This is a genomic window from Rhizobium sp. rho-13.1 (assembly GCF_007000305.1).
GTDB classification, from domain to species: domain Bacteria; phylum Pseudomonadota; class Alphaproteobacteria; order Rhizobiales; family Rhizobiaceae; genus Rhizobium; species Rhizobium rhododendri.
The window spans coordinates 566,458-581,937 of record NZ_SCFL01000002.1 but is presented as its reverse complement, the minus strand read 5'-3'; the positions used below and the strand labels follow the sequence as shown (position 1 = coordinate 581,937).

Genomic DNA, 15,480 nt, shown 5'->3' with positions numbered 1-15,480 from the left:
ATACCATGCCGCCTGCCATGCCATGGGCTTCTATTGACGCCATATGCATGGGAGATCTGCATGCCATCGAACAGCAAACCTATCGTCGCGATCGCAGGAAGTCTGAGCAAACAGGGCCGTAGCGTGGCCCACTCGCTGCTAAAAAACGGGCGCTATCATGTGCGCGCCCTCACCGGCAACGTCGGTTCTCCCGAGGCGCTCGCCTTGGCGGCACAAGGGGCCGAGCTTTTCGCGGTCCCACTCGCGCAAGGCCGCAAAATGGATTTCGCCGAAGCATTCAGGGGTGCTCATGGGGCATTCCTCATGACCCCCGGCGTTGCACCGCCAGCAACATACGAGTTCGACATCGGCAAGGATCTGGCGGATGCCGCCGTCGAGGCCGGCGTCCAGCACGTGGTCTTCAGCACTCTGGAGAATGTCGACCAAATCACGGGCGGCACCAAGTTTGCGCCGCACTTCACCGACAAAAGCAGGGTCGAAGCCTATATCCGTGGGTTGCCGATCCTGAGTTCGTTTATCGAGCTTGCGTTCTTTTACACAAATCTCCTCGAATATTACGCGCCCCGCATGGATGGCGACACGCTGGTATTTCCCATCTATTTGCCCGAGCACTTCAAGGCACCTTTTGTCGACCCGTTGACTGCGACGGGACCGGCAGTCCTTGAAATCTTCGATCATCCCGGCACCTATTCCGGCCAGACGCTGCCGGTGATTGGCGACGTCATCTCGCCGGCAGAGATGATCGAGGCTTTTACCCGTGTCACCGGTCAAAAGGCGGTTTACGCCTCGGCTTACAGAACCGAGGAATTGCTTCGGCACTTCCCGCATTTTGCAGAGAGCCCGGACCTTGTGCGCGAGATCATCGGCATGGCCGAATTTGCGGTGGAGTACGGCTACTTCCGAGGCGATCGCGACCTTGAATGGAGCCGGCGGATCAATTCGGACTGCCTTGGCTGGGAGCAGTTCGTCAGGACCACGGGCTGGGACGGTCCCAAAAAGACCTTCGGTTTGGAGCCTCCGACGAACGGTGGCGGCGAGTAACGTCGCAAACTCTCGCAATCCGAACCTGCGCTTTGCGACCGAATTCTCCGTCGCAAAACCAGCAGTCTTGGCGAACGAGGTCAGCAAATGGCCACTCTACCGCCTGTTGTAATAGCCATGTCATGAAATCCCGACATCAATGGGTGACTGAATCATCCGGGGGTTCTTCATGCGCCGTGCCAATCGACTTCGCCAGTCGGCCTTTGCTGCCGTGGCGTTCTTTACGGTTCTTACCGTTGCCGACCACGCTTTTGCCGACATGATGTTTTCGGCCTATGGCGGGGTGCAGGGAGCGACCGGCAGCAATGTCACGACGTCAGACGGCGCGGATTTCGATCCGAACTGGTCCGGCAAATCCTTCAGCAACCCGCCCTATTACGGCGTTCGCGGAACATGGTGGCTGGACGAGCTCAACCAGCCGGACTGGGGCGTGTCGCTCGACTACACCCACGCCAAGGTCTATGGCGACCTCGGCAACACACCGGGCTGGTCGCACTTCGAGTTCACGGACGGGCTCAATCTGCTGACGGCCAACGCGCTCTATCGTTTTCAGGACCCTTCCCGCAAATGGACGCCCTATGTGGGTGCCGGCGCGGGCATCAACGTACCGCACGTGGAAGTCACGCGTTCGTCCGGTCGCACCTTCGACTATCAGTTCGGCGGGCTTGCCCTACAGGCACAGGCAGGCGTGAGCTACGATATCAGCAAGCACTGGGCGACGTTCGTCGAATACAAAGGCAATTACTCCTTTGTCGATAACGTTTCCATCGACAGTGGCGACACGTTGAAGACGCGCGTCTTCACCAATGCCATCAACTTCGGCGTTTCGTTCAAGTTCTAGAGCGGCGGGTTTGGCGGCCCGTCACTTGGCGTTGCAGGTGAGCCTGCCGGTCAGCTTGACCGGCTTGGCACCGTCCGGCGTGGAGATTGTCAGGACATAGCTGCCCGGCATCGGGGTTCCATCTTCCTTGCCTGATGCGACGATGACAAGCTCGGCACTGGCCGCGTTGTCGCCATTGCCGTTAAAGGCTGCGACAGCAAGCCGCACTTCGCCGGCATAGGCCCAATACTGCGTCAACTGGCTGGATTCCAGCGGCAGTTTGCGGAAGTCTTCCGGGATGAGGGCGGACTTGCCGATCATAAGGCCACGGAAATGATTGAGCTTGTGGCCCGGACCGACTGAAAAGCCGCTGTCTATGCTGAACTTGATGGAGGTGTCGTCGGCTGCACAGTAGAAGCGGTCGGCGGCCAAAGCAGGCACCGCAACCGCGCAGATGCCGATAGAAAGCAGTAGTCGACGCCACATGTCGGCAATCCCCGTTGCACTGAAATACGCTCCGCATTCCACTTCCGGAGCAGACACATTAAGACACTAAGGGAAACTCTTTAATTTTTGCAATATCGTAAAAGTGAAGCTATAGAGGCCATCGGACGATTGAAAGTTAGCGCGTCCGTCTTACGTCTGGTGTCACCGACCCTCCTCCCTCGGCTATCTCGCGTCTCGTCGTCACAGAGACGAACGGCGACGCATTCTGACGATGGAGACGCGGATTTGCTGATAATCAACCTTGGAAGCCGGGCCTAAACCGCTTTTTCATAGGTTCTAGCCCAGGTTGATGTAGAATAAACTTGTTTAATGATTCCTCGCGAAAATTACAAAGGTGACCCGCCCGTTGACTCTCCTAGCCCGACTCGCCACCGATATGCATCTGATGTTGCGTCGCCCGCCGCGGCAGCAGTACGCAGCCCTGTGCTATCGCTTTAAAAAGAAGACAGGCGAGTTGGAAATGTTGCTGATGACCAGCCGCGATACCGGTCGCTGGGTCATTCCCAAGGGCTGGCCGATGTCAGGCAAGCTGTCGCATGAAGTGGCCGCCCGCGAGGCTTACGAGGAGGCCGGCGTGCGCGGAAAAGTGGAAGCCACATCTCTCGGCTTCTTCACCTACCCCAAGGTCATGAAGGACGGCCTGACCGTGCCGTGCAAGGTGCAGGTCTACGCCCTTGCCGTCACCGAACTTGCCAAGAATTTCAAGGAAAAGGGCGAACGCACGCTCGAATGGGTTTCCTGCAACGAAGCCGTCAGGCGCGTCCGTGAACCGGAACTGCGCGATCTCATCCTCGCCTTCCAGCAGCGGATGGGACTTACCGGCCAGGCCGAAGACACCGACCGCAGTTCCACGTCGTGACCTCACAGCATTGCGCCTCAACGTCGAGGAAAAAGCATGTCTGAGCGGCCGGCCGGATTGATAAAGCCAACTCTCGACAAGGATCTCGACAAGCTCACCTATGTCGAGGACGCCGCCGATCACGTGGTAAAGCCGCTGATCGCGCCCGGCTATGCGCTGATATTCCTCGGCGTTGCCATGCTGTTTGCCGGCATCTACGTGTTCGACAGACCCGGCGCGACGCTGGTCATTGCCGGCGTAGCGCTGGCTGGATATATGGCGCTCAACATCGGCGCGAAGGATGTGGCCAATACCGTAGGCGCTGCCGTCGGTGCGCGCGCCATCGGCATGCGGCAGGCGCTGGTAATGGCGGCGGTCGTCGAGGTGCTGGGCGCCACCATCGCCGGCGGTCCCGTGGTGCGGACCATATCCTCGGAGATCATCGATACGTCGCGGATCGCCCAGAGCGGCCTGCTCGCCTGGGTGATGATCTCGGCGCTGACTGCCGCCGCCGTCTGGATCAATCTTGCGACCTGGCTGAAGGCGCCGGTCTCGACCACGCATGCCATCGTTGGCGCCGTCATCGGCGCGGGGATTGCCGGCGTCGGTGTCGATACCATCCATTGGCGCACTGTCATCGCGATCTCGGTCACCTGGATGTTGACGCCGATGATCGCCGGGGCGATTGCCGCAGGCTTTTTGTACCTGATCAAGACCTTCATCATCTACCGCGACGACAAGATCCTTGCTGCCCGCTACTGGATCCCGATCCTGACGGGGACGATGGCAGGCACCTTTGCATCCTACCTCGTGATGGTGCTGACGCGCGCCGCGCCCTATTCCCCGGCAACGGTTCTGACGATCGGCATCACCGTCGGCCTGCTGGTGTGGCTGATGGCGCGGCCTCTGGTGGCGCGCCAGTCGGTCGGCCTCGAGAACAAGAACAGCGCCTTGCGCGGCCTGTTTCGCCTGCCGTTGATTTGCTCGGCGGCGCTGCTGTCCTTTGCCCATGGCGCCAACGATATCGCCAACACAGTCGGCCCACTGAGCGCGATCGTGCGCTCTGCAGGGACCTTACCCGCCGGTCCAGCGCCGTTCTGGGTCGTCCTGATCGGCGGCTGCGGAATTGCCGTCGGCATCCTGCTGTTCGGGCCCCGGTTGATCCGGCTTGTCGGCGAGCAGATCACCAAGCTCAACCCGATGCGCGGCTACTGCGTCGCTCTTTCGGCGGCGCTGACCGTTATCGTCACTTCCTGGTTCGGAATGCCGGTCAGCTCGACCCATGTCGCAATCGGCGCGGTCTTCGGCGTCGGGTTCTTCCGTGAATGGTATACCCGCAACTCGAAACGGCGGATGGCCTATATGCGGATGAAGGCGGAGCATTGGGATATCGAGGAACAGGAAGTCTACAATCCGGACGAGATCAGCCGCCGACGCCTGGTACGCCGGTCGCATTTCCTGACGATCATCGGCGCCTGGATCGTGACGGTGCCTGCGGCGGCCCTGCTTGCGGCCGGGGTTTATTCGGTTATGTTCGCGCTCTTCGTCTAACAGCCAGGGTTTTCATGCGCGCCAATTTTCGTATGCAGCGACTGTTCGTCGCCGCCGATATCTCAGAGGGCCAGCCCCTCGAGGTCGGCGCAGAACAATTCAACTATCTGGCCAACGTGCTGCGGCTCGAAGCCGATGCGGAGATCTTGATCTTCAACGGCCGCGACGGGGAATGGCAGGCCAAGCTCGCCTTTCCGACCCGCAAGCGCCTGCTGCTGATCCCCCATTTGCAGACACGCCCGCAGCCCGCACCTTCGGATCTGCACTATCTCTTCGCGCCGCTGAAAGTCGGCCGTCTCGACTATCTGGTCCAGAAGGCCGTGGAAATGGGCGCAGGCATTCTGCAACCGGTGATGACACAGCATGTGCAGGGCAAGATCGGCAGCATCGACCGGCTGCGCGCCAACGCGGTCGAGGCAGCCGAGCAATGCGGCATCCTCGCCATTCCCGAGGTGGCCGAGCCCGTGAAGCTCAATGACCTGCTCGATCGCTGGCCGAGCGAGCGCCGTATCATCTATTGTGACGAGGGCGATGCAGCGCAGAACCCGCTTCCGCTGCTGCGGTCCATACAGGAGACGCGGCTGGCACTTCTTGTCGGGCCGGAGGGCGGGTTTTCGGAGGACGAGCGCGCCCGGTTGCGATCCCTGGATTTCGTGACCGCCATTCCGCTCGGGCCCCGTATCCTCAGAGCCGACACAGCAGCGGTCGCTGCGATGGCGGTGATCCAAGCGGCGATCGGCGATTGGCAATAATTACTCAAGGCACTGTACAAATTTGGGCGAGATCGTATTTTTCTGAACAAGCCTTGAAACAAATTCACTTGCACCGTAACTGAGTCCAGCCCTATCAGCCATTCTTTCTGTCTGTCTTCCGCACAGGCACCCTTCCGAGATCAAGGTAGCTTCATGGCCCGCGACACGACCGACCAGACCCCGATCGAATCGGTGTCGGAACTGACCGAATATCTCGACGCCGGCAGCAAGCCGAAGGACAGCTTTCGCATCGGCACCGAGCACGAGAAGTTCGCCTTTTTCCGCGCCGACAACAGCCCGGTTCCCTATTTCGGCGATGCCAGCATCTCGGCCCTGCTGAAGGGCATGCGCGAAAAGCTCGGTTGGGACGAGATCATCGATGCCGGCCATGTCATCGGGCTGGCCGAACCATCGGGCATGGGTGCGATATCGATTGAACCCGGTGGCCAGTTCGAGCTGTCCGGGGCGCCGGTCGAGACTATTCACCAGACCTGCAAGGAATCCAACCAGCACCTCGCAACCGTGCGCGAAGTTGCCGAGCCGATGGGTATCCGCTTTCTCGGCGTCGGTGGCAGCCCTAAATGGACGCTGGCCGAAACGCCGCGCATGCCGAAATCGCGCTATGACATCATGACCCGCTACATGCCGAAAGTCGGCAGCAAGGGGCTGGACATGATGTATCGCACCTGCACCATCCAGGTGAACCTCGACTTCTCCTCCGAAGCAGACATGCGCCAGAAGATGCGCGTATCGATGAAGCTGCAGTCGCTGGCAACAGCGCTGTTTGCCGCATCTCCGTTTACCGAAGGCAAGCCGAACGGCCTGTCTTCCTGGCGAGGCGATATCTGGCGCGATACGGACAACAACCGTTCCGGCTTGCTGCCATTCACCTTCGGCGACGATTTCCGCTTCGAGCATTATGTCGAATGGGCGCTCGACGTGCCGATGTACTTCATCGTTCGTGACGGCAGCTACCACGACTGTACCCACGTTACATTCCGCCAGTTCATGAACGGCGCGCTGAAGGGTGAGGTTGCATCGTGGGAGCCGACCATGGGCGACTGGACCAACCACCTGTCCACCTTGTTTCCCGATGTGCGGCTGAAGCGATTCCTGGAAATGCGCGGTGCCGATGGCGGTCCCTGGCGCCGGATCTGCGCCCTGCCGGCATTCTGGGTCGGGTTGCTCTATGACGACGCTGCCCTGTCGGCGGCTGACGAGATGACCAAGGGCTGGGGCTTCGACGAGGTCGAGACGCTGCGCAACGCGGTGCCTGTGCAGGGCCTGACTGCAAGCTTTGGCGGTCGCTCGCTGCTCGACATCGCCCGTGACGTGGTTTCGATCTCGCGCGCCGGCCTCAAATCTCGTGCCCGTCTCAACAGCGAAGGCCAGGACGAAAGCCTGTTCCTCGCGCCTCTCGAAGAAGTTCTGGCCAATAAGGCGACCCTCTCCGACGACATGCTGACGCGCTATAACGGTCGCTGGAATCAGTCCGTCGAGCCGGTTTTCGACGAATACCAATATTAGAGTATTCGGCACGCGCGGGGCCGGCACAAAAAAACCCGGTGTCGGCTAGGCCGGACACCGGGCAAGAGGCAGGGCAATTGGCTATCACCCTGCGGGGAAACTTGAATTCTCAGCCGCGAAAATCATCGCTGCCGAAGCTACGCGCACGGCGCCGGGCGGACTGCGTCAGGTGCAACGACGGGTCTTCGAAGAACGAGGAACCCATGAGGGCCCTGTTCAGCTCGCCCCTGGTCAATCCGATGTCACGCAGCTGGTTGTCGTCGAGATCCTGCAGCCGATTGATTTCGGTGCGATGGCGGAACACGCGGCCTGCAGAGATCAGCATGGCAAAGACATAGGTCACGCGGGCTGCAAGGGGCAGGGTGCGTGTGGCGGTCTTCATTGGCAGTCTCAGTTCCGTCGTGCTCATTTGACTATCCTTCCCAAGGCACGCAAAAACCACCCTCCTCATGGGGGGATCCGGGAGATCAGGTGGTGTTGATCGGGCGCGAACGACGACGCTGCCGTTCGATTGCGATGCAATTTGCAGTTGGAAGATGCCAAATGGCTATTGATCAGTCCAACGAATGTTTCTAATGCTTGTCATCAACTCTTTTCATAGGTGAGACAATGGCAGCGCCGCTCGATATCGACCAGTTGCAGACCTTCATTGCTATTGTCGACACCGGCAGCTTCACCAAGGCGGCCGACCGTATCTTCAAGACCCAGTCTGCAGTCTCCATGCAGATGCGCCGGCTCGAGGAGCGGGTTGGCAAGCAGCTGTTCATCAAGGACGGTCGCGGCAACCGGCTGACGGCCGAGGGCGAAAAGCTGCTCGACTATGCGCGGCGCATCATCCGCCTCAACAACGAGGCGATTGCGGCCTTCGACGATAACCGGCTGGAAGGCACGCTGCGCATCGGCACGCCCGACGATTACGCCGACCGCTATATGCCGGAGATCATCGGCCGCTTTGCCAAGACCCATCCGAATGTCGAGCTTTACATCGTCTGCGAGCCGTCGGTCGACCTCGCCGAGAAGATGGCGCGCGGCGAACTCGACATCGCGCTCGTCACCCACAATCCGCGCGAACGTGTGTCCGACGTGGTCAGGACCGAGCCGCTCTGCTGGGTGAGTTCGGCCAACCATCCGCTGCGTGACGACGCACCGGTGCCGCTGGCGCTGGGCAGGCGGGATTGCCCGTGGCGGCAGGTCAGCTGTTCGTCGCTCGATGCTGTCGGCCGCGAATATCAGGTGCTGTTCACGAGCTGGTCGTGCACCGTCATTGCATCTGCAGTGCTGGCGGGCCTTGCGGTGTCGGTGATGCCGGAATCGGCGCTGCGCAACGGCATGAAGGTTCTCAGCCACGCAGATGGCTTTCCAGCACTGCCGCCGGTGCAGATCGGCATCATGAAGCGGCCGGGTGTCTCCGCATCGCTGATGAACGCCATCACCGCGCATATCTCGGCCTGCCTGGATAACATCACGCCGGCCGCCACGGGCGAAGAGAGTGAAGCCGACAGCAAGGGCCTCAACCGCTACCTGCCGCGCTCCAAGGCCGCCCTGGTGCTTCCGAGCTGGTAATCGCCCATCTGGCAGGGTCCGCCTGAAACAGAAATCGGGGCAAAAGCCCCGATTTCCAAACTCTGTTTTCGCAGCAAAAAGCCCTACTCTGCGGCGGCGCTGATCGTATCGGCTTCGTAGCCGTGCGCGTTCTTGAGCGCGATACGGACACCGGCCTCGTATTCCGGATGCACCAGCTTGAAATGGGCCAGCTGACGCTCGACGATCTCGCCCATGGCAGCGGCGATGTTCGACGGCGAGAACGCGGCGTCTCGATCTCGGCGAAGTAGTTTTCCGGATTGCGGTTCAGTTCGATCACGCCGATTTCGATCGGCGGATACTCCGGGTGCGGCCAGACTTTCGTCAGGTCGAACGGATTGTAGGATGTCTTTTGTGCATCCATTTCCGGCATGGCTCAGATGCGTGTTGAACCCTCCTGCACGTTCGGTCGCACCTTGTCCCATTGACTTTCGATAATTTCCAATCGTATTAGATGTCATTTTTGATCAGGAAATCCTATCATGCTGACGTTGCGCCAGATGCGCTATTTCGAAGCCCTTGCCACTACCCGACATTTCGGCCGGGCCGCCGATCTCGTCCACATCAGCCAGCCGGCACTTTCCGCGCAGATCATGGAGATGGAGAATTATCTCGGCGCCAAGCTGGTGGAGCGCACGCGCGGCAGCACGATCCTGACGCGCAAGGGCGAGGAGGTGCTGACCCATGTCCACACCATATTGCATGAGGTCGATCGGCTCGAGCGGTCGGTCCGGCGAGAGGGCGGCGTGCTCGACGGGCTGATCCGCATCGGCATCATCCCGACCGTCGCACCTTACCTGGTGCCGCAGTTCGTGCCCTACCTGCGCCGCGCTTATCCTAACGTCGAGATCGAACTGAAGGAGGCGGTGACCAGCCGGCTGCTGGCGGATCTCGCCGAAGGAAGGCTGGATGCCGTCATTGCGGCGCTGCCGCTCGAGGGCGAAGGCATTCGCACCCGATCGCTTTTCACCGACCGGTTCTTCATGGCGATGGCCGAGAACGGCGATGATGTGCTAATGTCGCCGCTCACCGAAAACGAAGTGGATGTCGACCGCCTGCTGCTGCTGGAAGAAGGCCACTGCCTGCGCGAACAGGCGCTTTCCGTCTGCGGCGCCGGCAAGCGCAGCCTTGTCAATTTCGGGGCGACGTCGATGACGACGCTGCTGCAGATGGTGTCGCACGACATGGGAATGACGCTGATCCCCGAAATGGCCGTCGCCACCGAGACCGGCCGTACCAGCATCCGCATCGTCCCCTTCGCGGAGCCTCAGCCGTCACGCGAGATCGGGCTGGCGTGGCGGCGCAATAACCAGAGCGACATCGACATGCAGGCGCTGGCAGACGCCGTCATTGCGGCAAGCCCGGCACCGGTAGCAGGCTGATTAGGAAAAGGCGAGCCATACCGCCAGCCATACCCAGAGGCCGACGAGCGCCAGAAAGCTCAAGGCAAACAGGGGGCTGCGGTAGCGCAGGTTGTTGCTCGTGACATGCACATAGGCGTGGCCATAGCGCATCGCCACGAAGAACCAGGCAAGCGCGACCGCCGGAAGGTTGTCGGCCTGAGTCATGAACAGGACGATGGAGACGACGTAGAACAGCACCGGCAATTCGAACTGGTTGGCGATGGCATTGCGCACCACCAGGCTCTCGGCCGGCTCGTCGCGATTTTCTCGGAATTGCTCCATCTTAGCCCTGCCGCTCTTCATGGCAGCAGAGCGGCGCAGGCTGAGCAGGCCGTAGAGGATAAGCACCAGAACGGTCTGCGCCACCAAGGGCCAAAACATTTCATAGCCGGTCATGCAGCGACTCCAAGAACTGCGGGAACATGACGCTGCTCTAGTCGAAAAAACACGCGCCTGCCAGCGCCTGCAACGGGTATCCGCCGATCACTTTGCGACAGCTTCCGGATTGCCCACGAGCCCAGCAACTGGCCTATCAATCCGGTTCGGGCTGGCGGCTGAGGACGGCGAAGCGGATGAGCAGTATGACGGCCACAACCAGCGTCAGGAACTTCAGTCGCCCGAGCACGGGCATGACAGCGGAGGCAAATGCAAGCGTTTGCTCTGACGCTACGGCCGGCGGGAAGACCAACATTGCGAGGATCGTCTCACCGCAGCCGACCAGTCCGTAGAGAATAGGCAGACAGAACAGCAGGAAGACGCCGGCCGGAGGAATCGGCCTGCCGAAAAAGATGCCGCCGGGTTTGACGCGCTTCAGGAGCAGGAAAAGCAGGGCTGCGGACGCCACCGCGAAGACCAGCGCCGGCCCGGTATCCAGTCCATGCTGGATTACCGCCGCATCGGGGTGGGTGCGCAGAAATTCCGCCATGTCGCGGACGTCGGCGGCCTCGTAGCCCGCTATGCGGATCGCGAGGACATCACGACCCGCAGCGGCAGCCCGGAATGGCAGCACGAAACCCATATAGATCCAGGCTGCCAGCGCTATGCAAAGCGCCGCCAGGCCCGAGATCCACCGTTTCAGAGGCCCGCCGTCCGGCTGCATCAATCAGAGACCGCCGCCAGGATAGTTCGGGCTTTCGCGGGTGATCGTCACGTCGTGGGTGTGGCTTTCGCGGAGGCCAGCGCCGGAGATGCGCACGAAGGTCGCCTTCTGCTGGAAATCGGCGATGTCCTTGCCGCCGACATAGCCCATGGCCGCCTTCAGGCCGCCGCCGAGCTGGTGAAGGACGCCCGAGACCGGGCCCTTGTAGGGCACCTGGCCCTCGATGCCCTCGGGCACCAGCTTCAGGGTGTCGCGAACCTCCGCCTGGAAGTAGCGGTCTGCCGAGCCACGCGCCATGGCGCCGACGGAGCCCATGCCGCGATAGGCCTTGAAGGAGCGACCCTGGTAGAGATAGACCTCGCCGGGGCTTTCGTCCGTGCCGGCCAGCAGCGAGCCGATCATCACGGCTGACGCACCGGAGGCGATGGCCTTGGCCAGATCGCCCGAAAACTTGATGCCGCCGTCGGCGATGATCGGGATGTTCTGTGCCTGTGCTGCCTCGACGGCCGACATGATGGCGGCCAGCTGCGGCACGCCGACGCCGGCAACGATGCGGGTGGTGCAGATCGAGCCCGGGCCGATCCCGACCTTGACGGCATCAGCGCCGGCATCGATCAGGGCGCGGGTGCCGTCATAGGTGGCGACATTGCCGGCCATGACGCGAACGGAATTCGACAGGCGCTTGACGCGGGTCACGGCATCGAGGACGCGCTGCGAATGGCCATGGGCGGTATCGACGACCAGCAGGTCGACACCGGCCTCGATCAGGCGTTCGGCACGCTCGAAACCGTCGTCGCCGACGTTGATGGCAGCGGCGGCGCGCAGGCGGCCCTGGCTGTCCTTGGAGGCATTCGGGTTGAGCTGGGACTTCTCGATGTCCTTGACGGTGATCAGGCCGACGCAGCGGCCTTCGGCATCCACGACCAGCAGCTTTTCAATGCGGTGCGAGTGGAGAAGACGCTTGGCTTCCTGCTGATCGACATTTTCTTTCACCGTGATGAGGTTCTCACGGGTCATCAACTCGTAGATTTTCTGGTTTGGATCGGAGGCGAAGCGGACGTCGCGGTTGGTAAGGATGCCGACCAGGCGACCGGGCTTCTCGGTGTCGCTGCCTGGGCTCTCGACGACAGGGATGCCGGAAATGTGGTAGTGCTTCATCAGTCCGAGCGCATCGGCGAGCGTGGCGTCGGGGCCGATGGTGACCGGGTTGACGACCATGCCGCTTTCGAACTTCTTCACCTGGCGGACCTGCTCGGCCTGGGCGACGGGGGTCAGGTTGCGGTGGATGACGCCGATGCCACCGGCCTGAGCCATGGCGATGGCGAGGCGACCCTCTGTGACGGTGTCCATCGCCGCCGAGATGATCGGCAGGTTCAGTTCGATATCCTGGGCGATGCGGGTCGAGACATTGGTCTGGCCGGGCATCACTTCGGAATGTCCGGGCTGCAGAAGCACGTCGTCAAAGGTCAGGGCTTCGAGCCCAGTTGCTGTTTCAATGATGCGGGCCATGCCAATTCCTCGTCTTTAAGAAAATGCGGAGCACCCCCGGAATGATTATCCGCCCCGGCGGTGATGCAAGAATTGATTAAGAGTTGGCGAGGGCTGGTACCACGTCCGCGGACCGATGGAAATAGCAAAACGCAGTCGCGCGGTTGCAACGCAGCTATGCATGAGGCGGCGAGAGGCCACGACGACCGGAGCCGATGGCACCGGTCGTAGTTTCATGGATGACGTATACGTGGGCATTTGGGCTCTGCCCTGTCGGCTGCCGTCAGAAGTCGAATTGATAGCTTTTCGGCACGAAGCGGAAGCCGGTGTCGATTTTCTCGACGAAACCGACCGCCGGGAACGGCATGTGGTAGCCAAGGAACGGGATGCGGTCCTTCGCGATCAGGTCGAAGATACGCCGGCGTGTCTGGGCGGCCTGCACCTTGTCCAGATCGAAACGGACCTCCCAGTCCGGCTGCTGCAGCGACAGGACATAGTGGTTGGCGGTATCCGCAGTCAGCACGATCTGCTCGCCCTCGGACTCCACGTGGAAGACCATGTGGCCGGGCGTATGGCCGGGCGCCAGCATGGCTGTCATGCCGGGCACCACCGTATCGCCGTCGTTGACGAAGGTGATCTTCTCCGCCAGCGGCACGACGTTGGCGAGCACGCTTTTCTGGTTGCCTTCAGCGGGAGTTCCCTGCCGGGCCTCATCGGTCCAGAAATCATATTCGATGCGACCGGCTGTGTAGCTGGCATTCGCGAAGGCCGGCTTTCCGTCTTCCATCAAGCCTGCGATGTGGTCACCGTGCAGGTGGGTGAGCAGGACGCGGGTGATGCTCTCCGGTTCGTAGCCGGCCGTCTTCATGCCGGCCGCCAGGCGACCGCCGCCCTTTTCGCGCATCGCCGCGCCAAAGCCGGTATCGACGAGGATCACGTCCTTGCCGTTGTCGATGATGACCGGCGAATAGCTGTTGACGAAGCGGTCGGTCGGCAGAAAGTTGTCTGCCAGCAGTGCCTGCACCGTCTCGGGCCTCTGATTGACGCCGAAGGTTTCCCAGGGTCTATCCAGAATGCTGACGCCGTCCTTGATGACCGTGAATTTCAGCGCACCCAGTTTGAACTGGTTGATTTCCGGCAGCGGTAAAACAGTCATACAGTCTTGCTCCTACAGTGCGGCAATGCCGCCAAATATGCGCGCGAAATTTCCGGCCAAAGGTCAAATGCATACTCGCGCGGCTCGGTGCGATTAGCATTTTCATGCTGATGGCACATGTCAAAACTAGACAGGCAGCGAGGTTGGCAAGCGATTTCACGAAGACGTGATCCCGATAGCGACAGCAGGCTTATTAGGGGATTGGCAGAGCAAGTCCCGAGGAATAGAGAGCGGCTACCGCCCAGGCGGCATCTCCACGACGGCATCCCATGCAAGGCACCAGCCTATGAATCGCATCGTCCCGCTCATCCTCGCTATCGCACTCTTCATGGAACAGATGGACTCGACGGTGATCGCCACGGCGCTGCCGGCGATTGCGGCGGATCTGCATGTCGGGCCGATCACGCTGAAGCTTGCGCTGACCTCCTACATGGTGGCGCTCGCGGTGTTCATCCCGATCAGCGGCTGGATGGCGGATCGTTTCGGCGCCAAGCGGATTTTCCGCATTGCTATCTGCGTCTTCGTCGTCGGATCGATCTTCTGCGCCGCATCGGGCAGCCTGCTGGAGTTCGTCGGCTCGCGCTTCCTGCAGGGCGTCGGTGGCTCGATGATGACGCCGATCGGACGACTGGTTCTGGTGCGCACCACCAAGCGCAGCGATCTGGTGTCAGCGATGGCGCTGCTCAGCATACCGGCGCTTGTGGGACCGCTGGCCGGGCCGCCGCTCGGTGGCTTCATCACCACCTACTTCTCCTGGCATTGGATCTTCCTGATCAATGTGCCGGTCGGCATCGTCGGCGTTATCCTCGCGACCATATTCCTGCCGGAAGTCGAGGCCATGGCGCCGCCGAAGCTGGATATCATCGGCTTCCTGCTGACCTCGTTTGCTGCTGCCGGCATCGTTTTCGGCATGTCCGTCATCAGCCTGCCGGCCCTGCCCTCCTATATCGGCATCTCGGCAGTGGTCATCGGCTTTGTCTGCGGCCTTCTCTATGTCGGCCACGCCCGCAATCATCCGTCGCCGATCCTCAATCTGAAACTGTTGCGGAAGCCGACGTTCCGCGCATCGGTGACCGGCGGCATCCTGTTCCGCATCTGCATAGGCGCCATGCCGTTCCTATTGCCGTTGATGCTGCAGCTGGGTTTCGGCCTGAACCCATTCCAGTCGGGGCTGATCACCTTTGCCGGCGCCATCGGGGCGATCAGCACCAAGTTCATCGCCAAGCGCGTCTTTGCCGCCTTCGGCTTCCGGACCGCACTGCTGACGGCCGCCGGCGTCACGACCATGACCACGGTTGCCATCGGCTTCTTCGAGCCAACGACGTCTCACCTCGTGATCATCGGCGTGCTGCTTCTCGGAGGCTTCTCGCGGTCGTTCTTCTTTACGGGGATCAATGCGCTGGCCTTTGCCGATGTCGATGACCGGGAGGCAAGCCAGGCGACGTCGATGAGCTCGGTGATGCAGCAGGTCAGCCTCGCGCTCGGCGTTGCCGTGGCCGCCGCGATCCTGGAGACGACGACCTTCTTCAGCGGCACCAGCCTGCAGGTCGCCGATTTCCACATCGCCTTCTTCACGCTCTCGGTGCTGACCGTCATCGCGACGCTGCCGTTCCTGCGCCTCGACCGCAACGCCGGTGCACTGCTCTCTGGCCATGGGGCAGGACCCAGCAAGGCAGAGGTTCTGGCTGTGCCGCAGACGCCCGCCGCAGAGTAACGC

15 protein-coding genes and 1 pseudogene are annotated in these 15,480 nt (G+C 61.3%); 9 read left to right on the top strand and 7 right to left on the bottom strand.

Annotated elements, in window-relative coordinates:
* Positions 1 to 60 precede the first annotated feature (60 nt).
* Both EQW76_RS09245 and EQW76_RS09240 read left to right on the top strand, forming a co-directional pair.
* On the top strand, positions 61 to 1,041 hold the full coding sequence (locus EQW76_RS09245; RefSeq protein ID WP_142824088.1) for an NmrA/HSCARG family protein: 981 nt from the start codon (positions 61 to 63) through the stop codon (positions 1,039 to 1,041).
* Positions 1,042 to 1,210: 169 nt separating this feature from the next.
* Positions 1,211 to 1,882: an outer membrane beta-barrel protein gene (locus EQW76_RS09240; protein WP_142824087.1), complete on the top strand. Its 672-nt coding sequence runs from the start codon at positions 1,211 to 1,213 to the stop codon at positions 1,880 to 1,882.
* 21 nt (positions 1,883 to 1,903) lie between these two features.
* Here EQW76_RS09240 and EQW76_RS09235 read toward each other — a convergent pair whose 3' ends face one another.
* The gene (locus EQW76_RS09235; RefSeq protein WP_142824086.1) at positions 1,904 to 2,347 is read right to left on the bottom strand and encodes a hypothetical protein; all 444 of its coding nucleotides are present in this window, start codon (positions 2,345 to 2,347) and stop codon (positions 1,904 to 1,906) included.
* 367 nt (positions 2,348 to 2,714) lie between these two features.
* On the opposite strand from EQW76_RS09235, the gene EQW76_RS09230 reads away from it, so the two are divergent.
* From EQW76_RS09230 to EQW76_RS09215, 4 genes are all read left to right on the top strand, one after another.
* Positions 2,715 to 3,227 carry an NUDIX hydrolase gene (locus EQW76_RS09230; protein ID WP_202617129.1) on the top strand — a complete coding sequence of 171 codons (513 nt, stop codon included), beginning with the start codon at positions 2,715 to 2,717 and terminating at the stop codon, positions 3,225 to 3,227.
* Positions 3,228 to 3,263: 36 nt separating this feature from the next.
* The gene (locus tag EQW76_RS09225; RefSeq protein WP_142824085.1) at positions 3,264 to 4,757 is read left to right on the top strand and encodes an inorganic phosphate transporter; all 1,494 of its coding nucleotides are present in this window, start codon (positions 3,264 to 3,266) and stop codon (positions 4,755 to 4,757) included.
* Between the two features lie 14 nt (positions 4,758 to 4,771).
* The gene (locus EQW76_RS09220) at positions 4,772 to 5,509 is read left to right on the top strand and encodes a 16S rRNA (uracil(1498)-N(3))-methyltransferase (RefSeq protein WP_142824084.1); all 738 of its coding nucleotides are present in this window, start codon (positions 4,772 to 4,774) and stop codon (positions 5,507 to 5,509) included.
* Between the two features lie 153 nt (positions 5,510 to 5,662).
* Entirely contained in the window at positions 5,663 to 7,036 is a 1,374-nt protein-coding gene (locus EQW76_RS09215) for a glutamate--cysteine ligase (RefSeq protein WP_142824083.1), read from the top strand.
* Between the two features lie 109 nt (positions 7,037 to 7,145).
* On the opposite strand, the gene EQW76_RS09210 is transcribed toward EQW76_RS09215, so the two are convergent.
* Positions 7,146 to 7,445, bottom strand: coding sequence for a DUF1127 domain-containing protein (locus EQW76_RS09210; protein WP_142824082.1), 300 nt, complete (start codon positions 7,443 to 7,445; stop codon positions 7,146 to 7,148).
* A 200-nt stretch (positions 7,446 to 7,645) separates the two neighbouring features.
* Between EQW76_RS09210 and EQW76_RS09205 the strand changes: the two genes are divergently transcribed.
* Positions 7,646 to 8,599, top strand: coding sequence for a LysR substrate-binding domain-containing protein (locus EQW76_RS09205; protein WP_111217523.1), 954 nt, complete (start codon positions 7,646 to 7,648; stop codon positions 8,597 to 8,599).
* Between the two features lie 83 nt (positions 8,600 to 8,682).
* Here EQW76_RS09205 and EQW76_RS09200 read toward each other — a convergent pair.
* A pseudogene (locus EQW76_RS09200) lies at positions 8,683 to 8,990 on the bottom strand (catalase); the annotation flags it as partial.
* Between the two features lie 109 nt (positions 8,991 to 9,099).
* On the opposite strand from EQW76_RS09200, the gene EQW76_RS09195 reads away from it, so the two are divergent.
* Positions 9,100 to 9,999 carry a hydrogen peroxide-inducible genes activator gene (locus tag EQW76_RS09195; protein ID WP_142824081.1) on the top strand — a complete coding sequence of 300 codons (900 nt, stop codon included), beginning with the start codon at positions 9,100 to 9,102 and terminating at the stop codon, positions 9,997 to 9,999.
* On the opposite strand, the gene EQW76_RS09190 is transcribed toward EQW76_RS09195, so the two are convergent.
* The 4 genes from EQW76_RS09190 to EQW76_RS09175 all read right to left on the bottom strand — a co-directional run bounded on the left by EQW76_RS09190 (position 10,000) and on the right by EQW76_RS09175 (position 13,763).
* A complete protein-coding gene (locus EQW76_RS09190) occupies positions 10,000 to 10,416 on the bottom strand; it encodes an MAPEG family protein (protein ID WP_142824080.1) in 417 nt (138 codons plus the stop codon).
* A 136-nt stretch (positions 10,417 to 10,552) separates the two neighbouring features.
* The gene (locus tag EQW76_RS09185) at positions 10,553 to 11,119 is read right to left on the bottom strand and encodes a hypothetical protein (RefSeq protein ID WP_142824457.1); all 567 of its coding nucleotides are present in this window, start codon (positions 11,117 to 11,119) and stop codon (positions 10,553 to 10,555) included.
* A gap of 3 nt (positions 11,120 to 11,122) precedes the next feature.
* A complete protein-coding gene (guaB, locus tag EQW76_RS09180) occupies positions 11,123 to 12,628 on the bottom strand; it encodes an IMP dehydrogenase (protein WP_142824079.1) in 1,506 nt (501 codons plus the stop codon).
* Positions 12,629 to 12,890: 262 nt separating this feature from the next.
* The gene (locus tag EQW76_RS09175) at positions 12,891 to 13,763 is read right to left on the bottom strand and encodes an MBL fold metallo-hydrolase (protein ID WP_142824078.1); all 873 of its coding nucleotides are present in this window, start codon (positions 13,761 to 13,763) and stop codon (positions 12,891 to 12,893) included.
* A 286-nt stretch (positions 13,764 to 14,049) separates the two neighbouring features.
* Here EQW76_RS09175 and EQW76_RS09170 point away from each other — a divergent pair, with 286 nt between their 5' ends.
* On the top strand, positions 14,050 to 15,477 hold the full coding sequence (locus EQW76_RS09170; protein ID WP_142824077.1) for a DHA2 family efflux MFS transporter permease subunit: 1,428 nt from the start codon (positions 14,050 to 14,052) through the stop codon (positions 15,475 to 15,477).
* Positions 15,478 to 15,480: the final 3 nt, after the last annotated feature.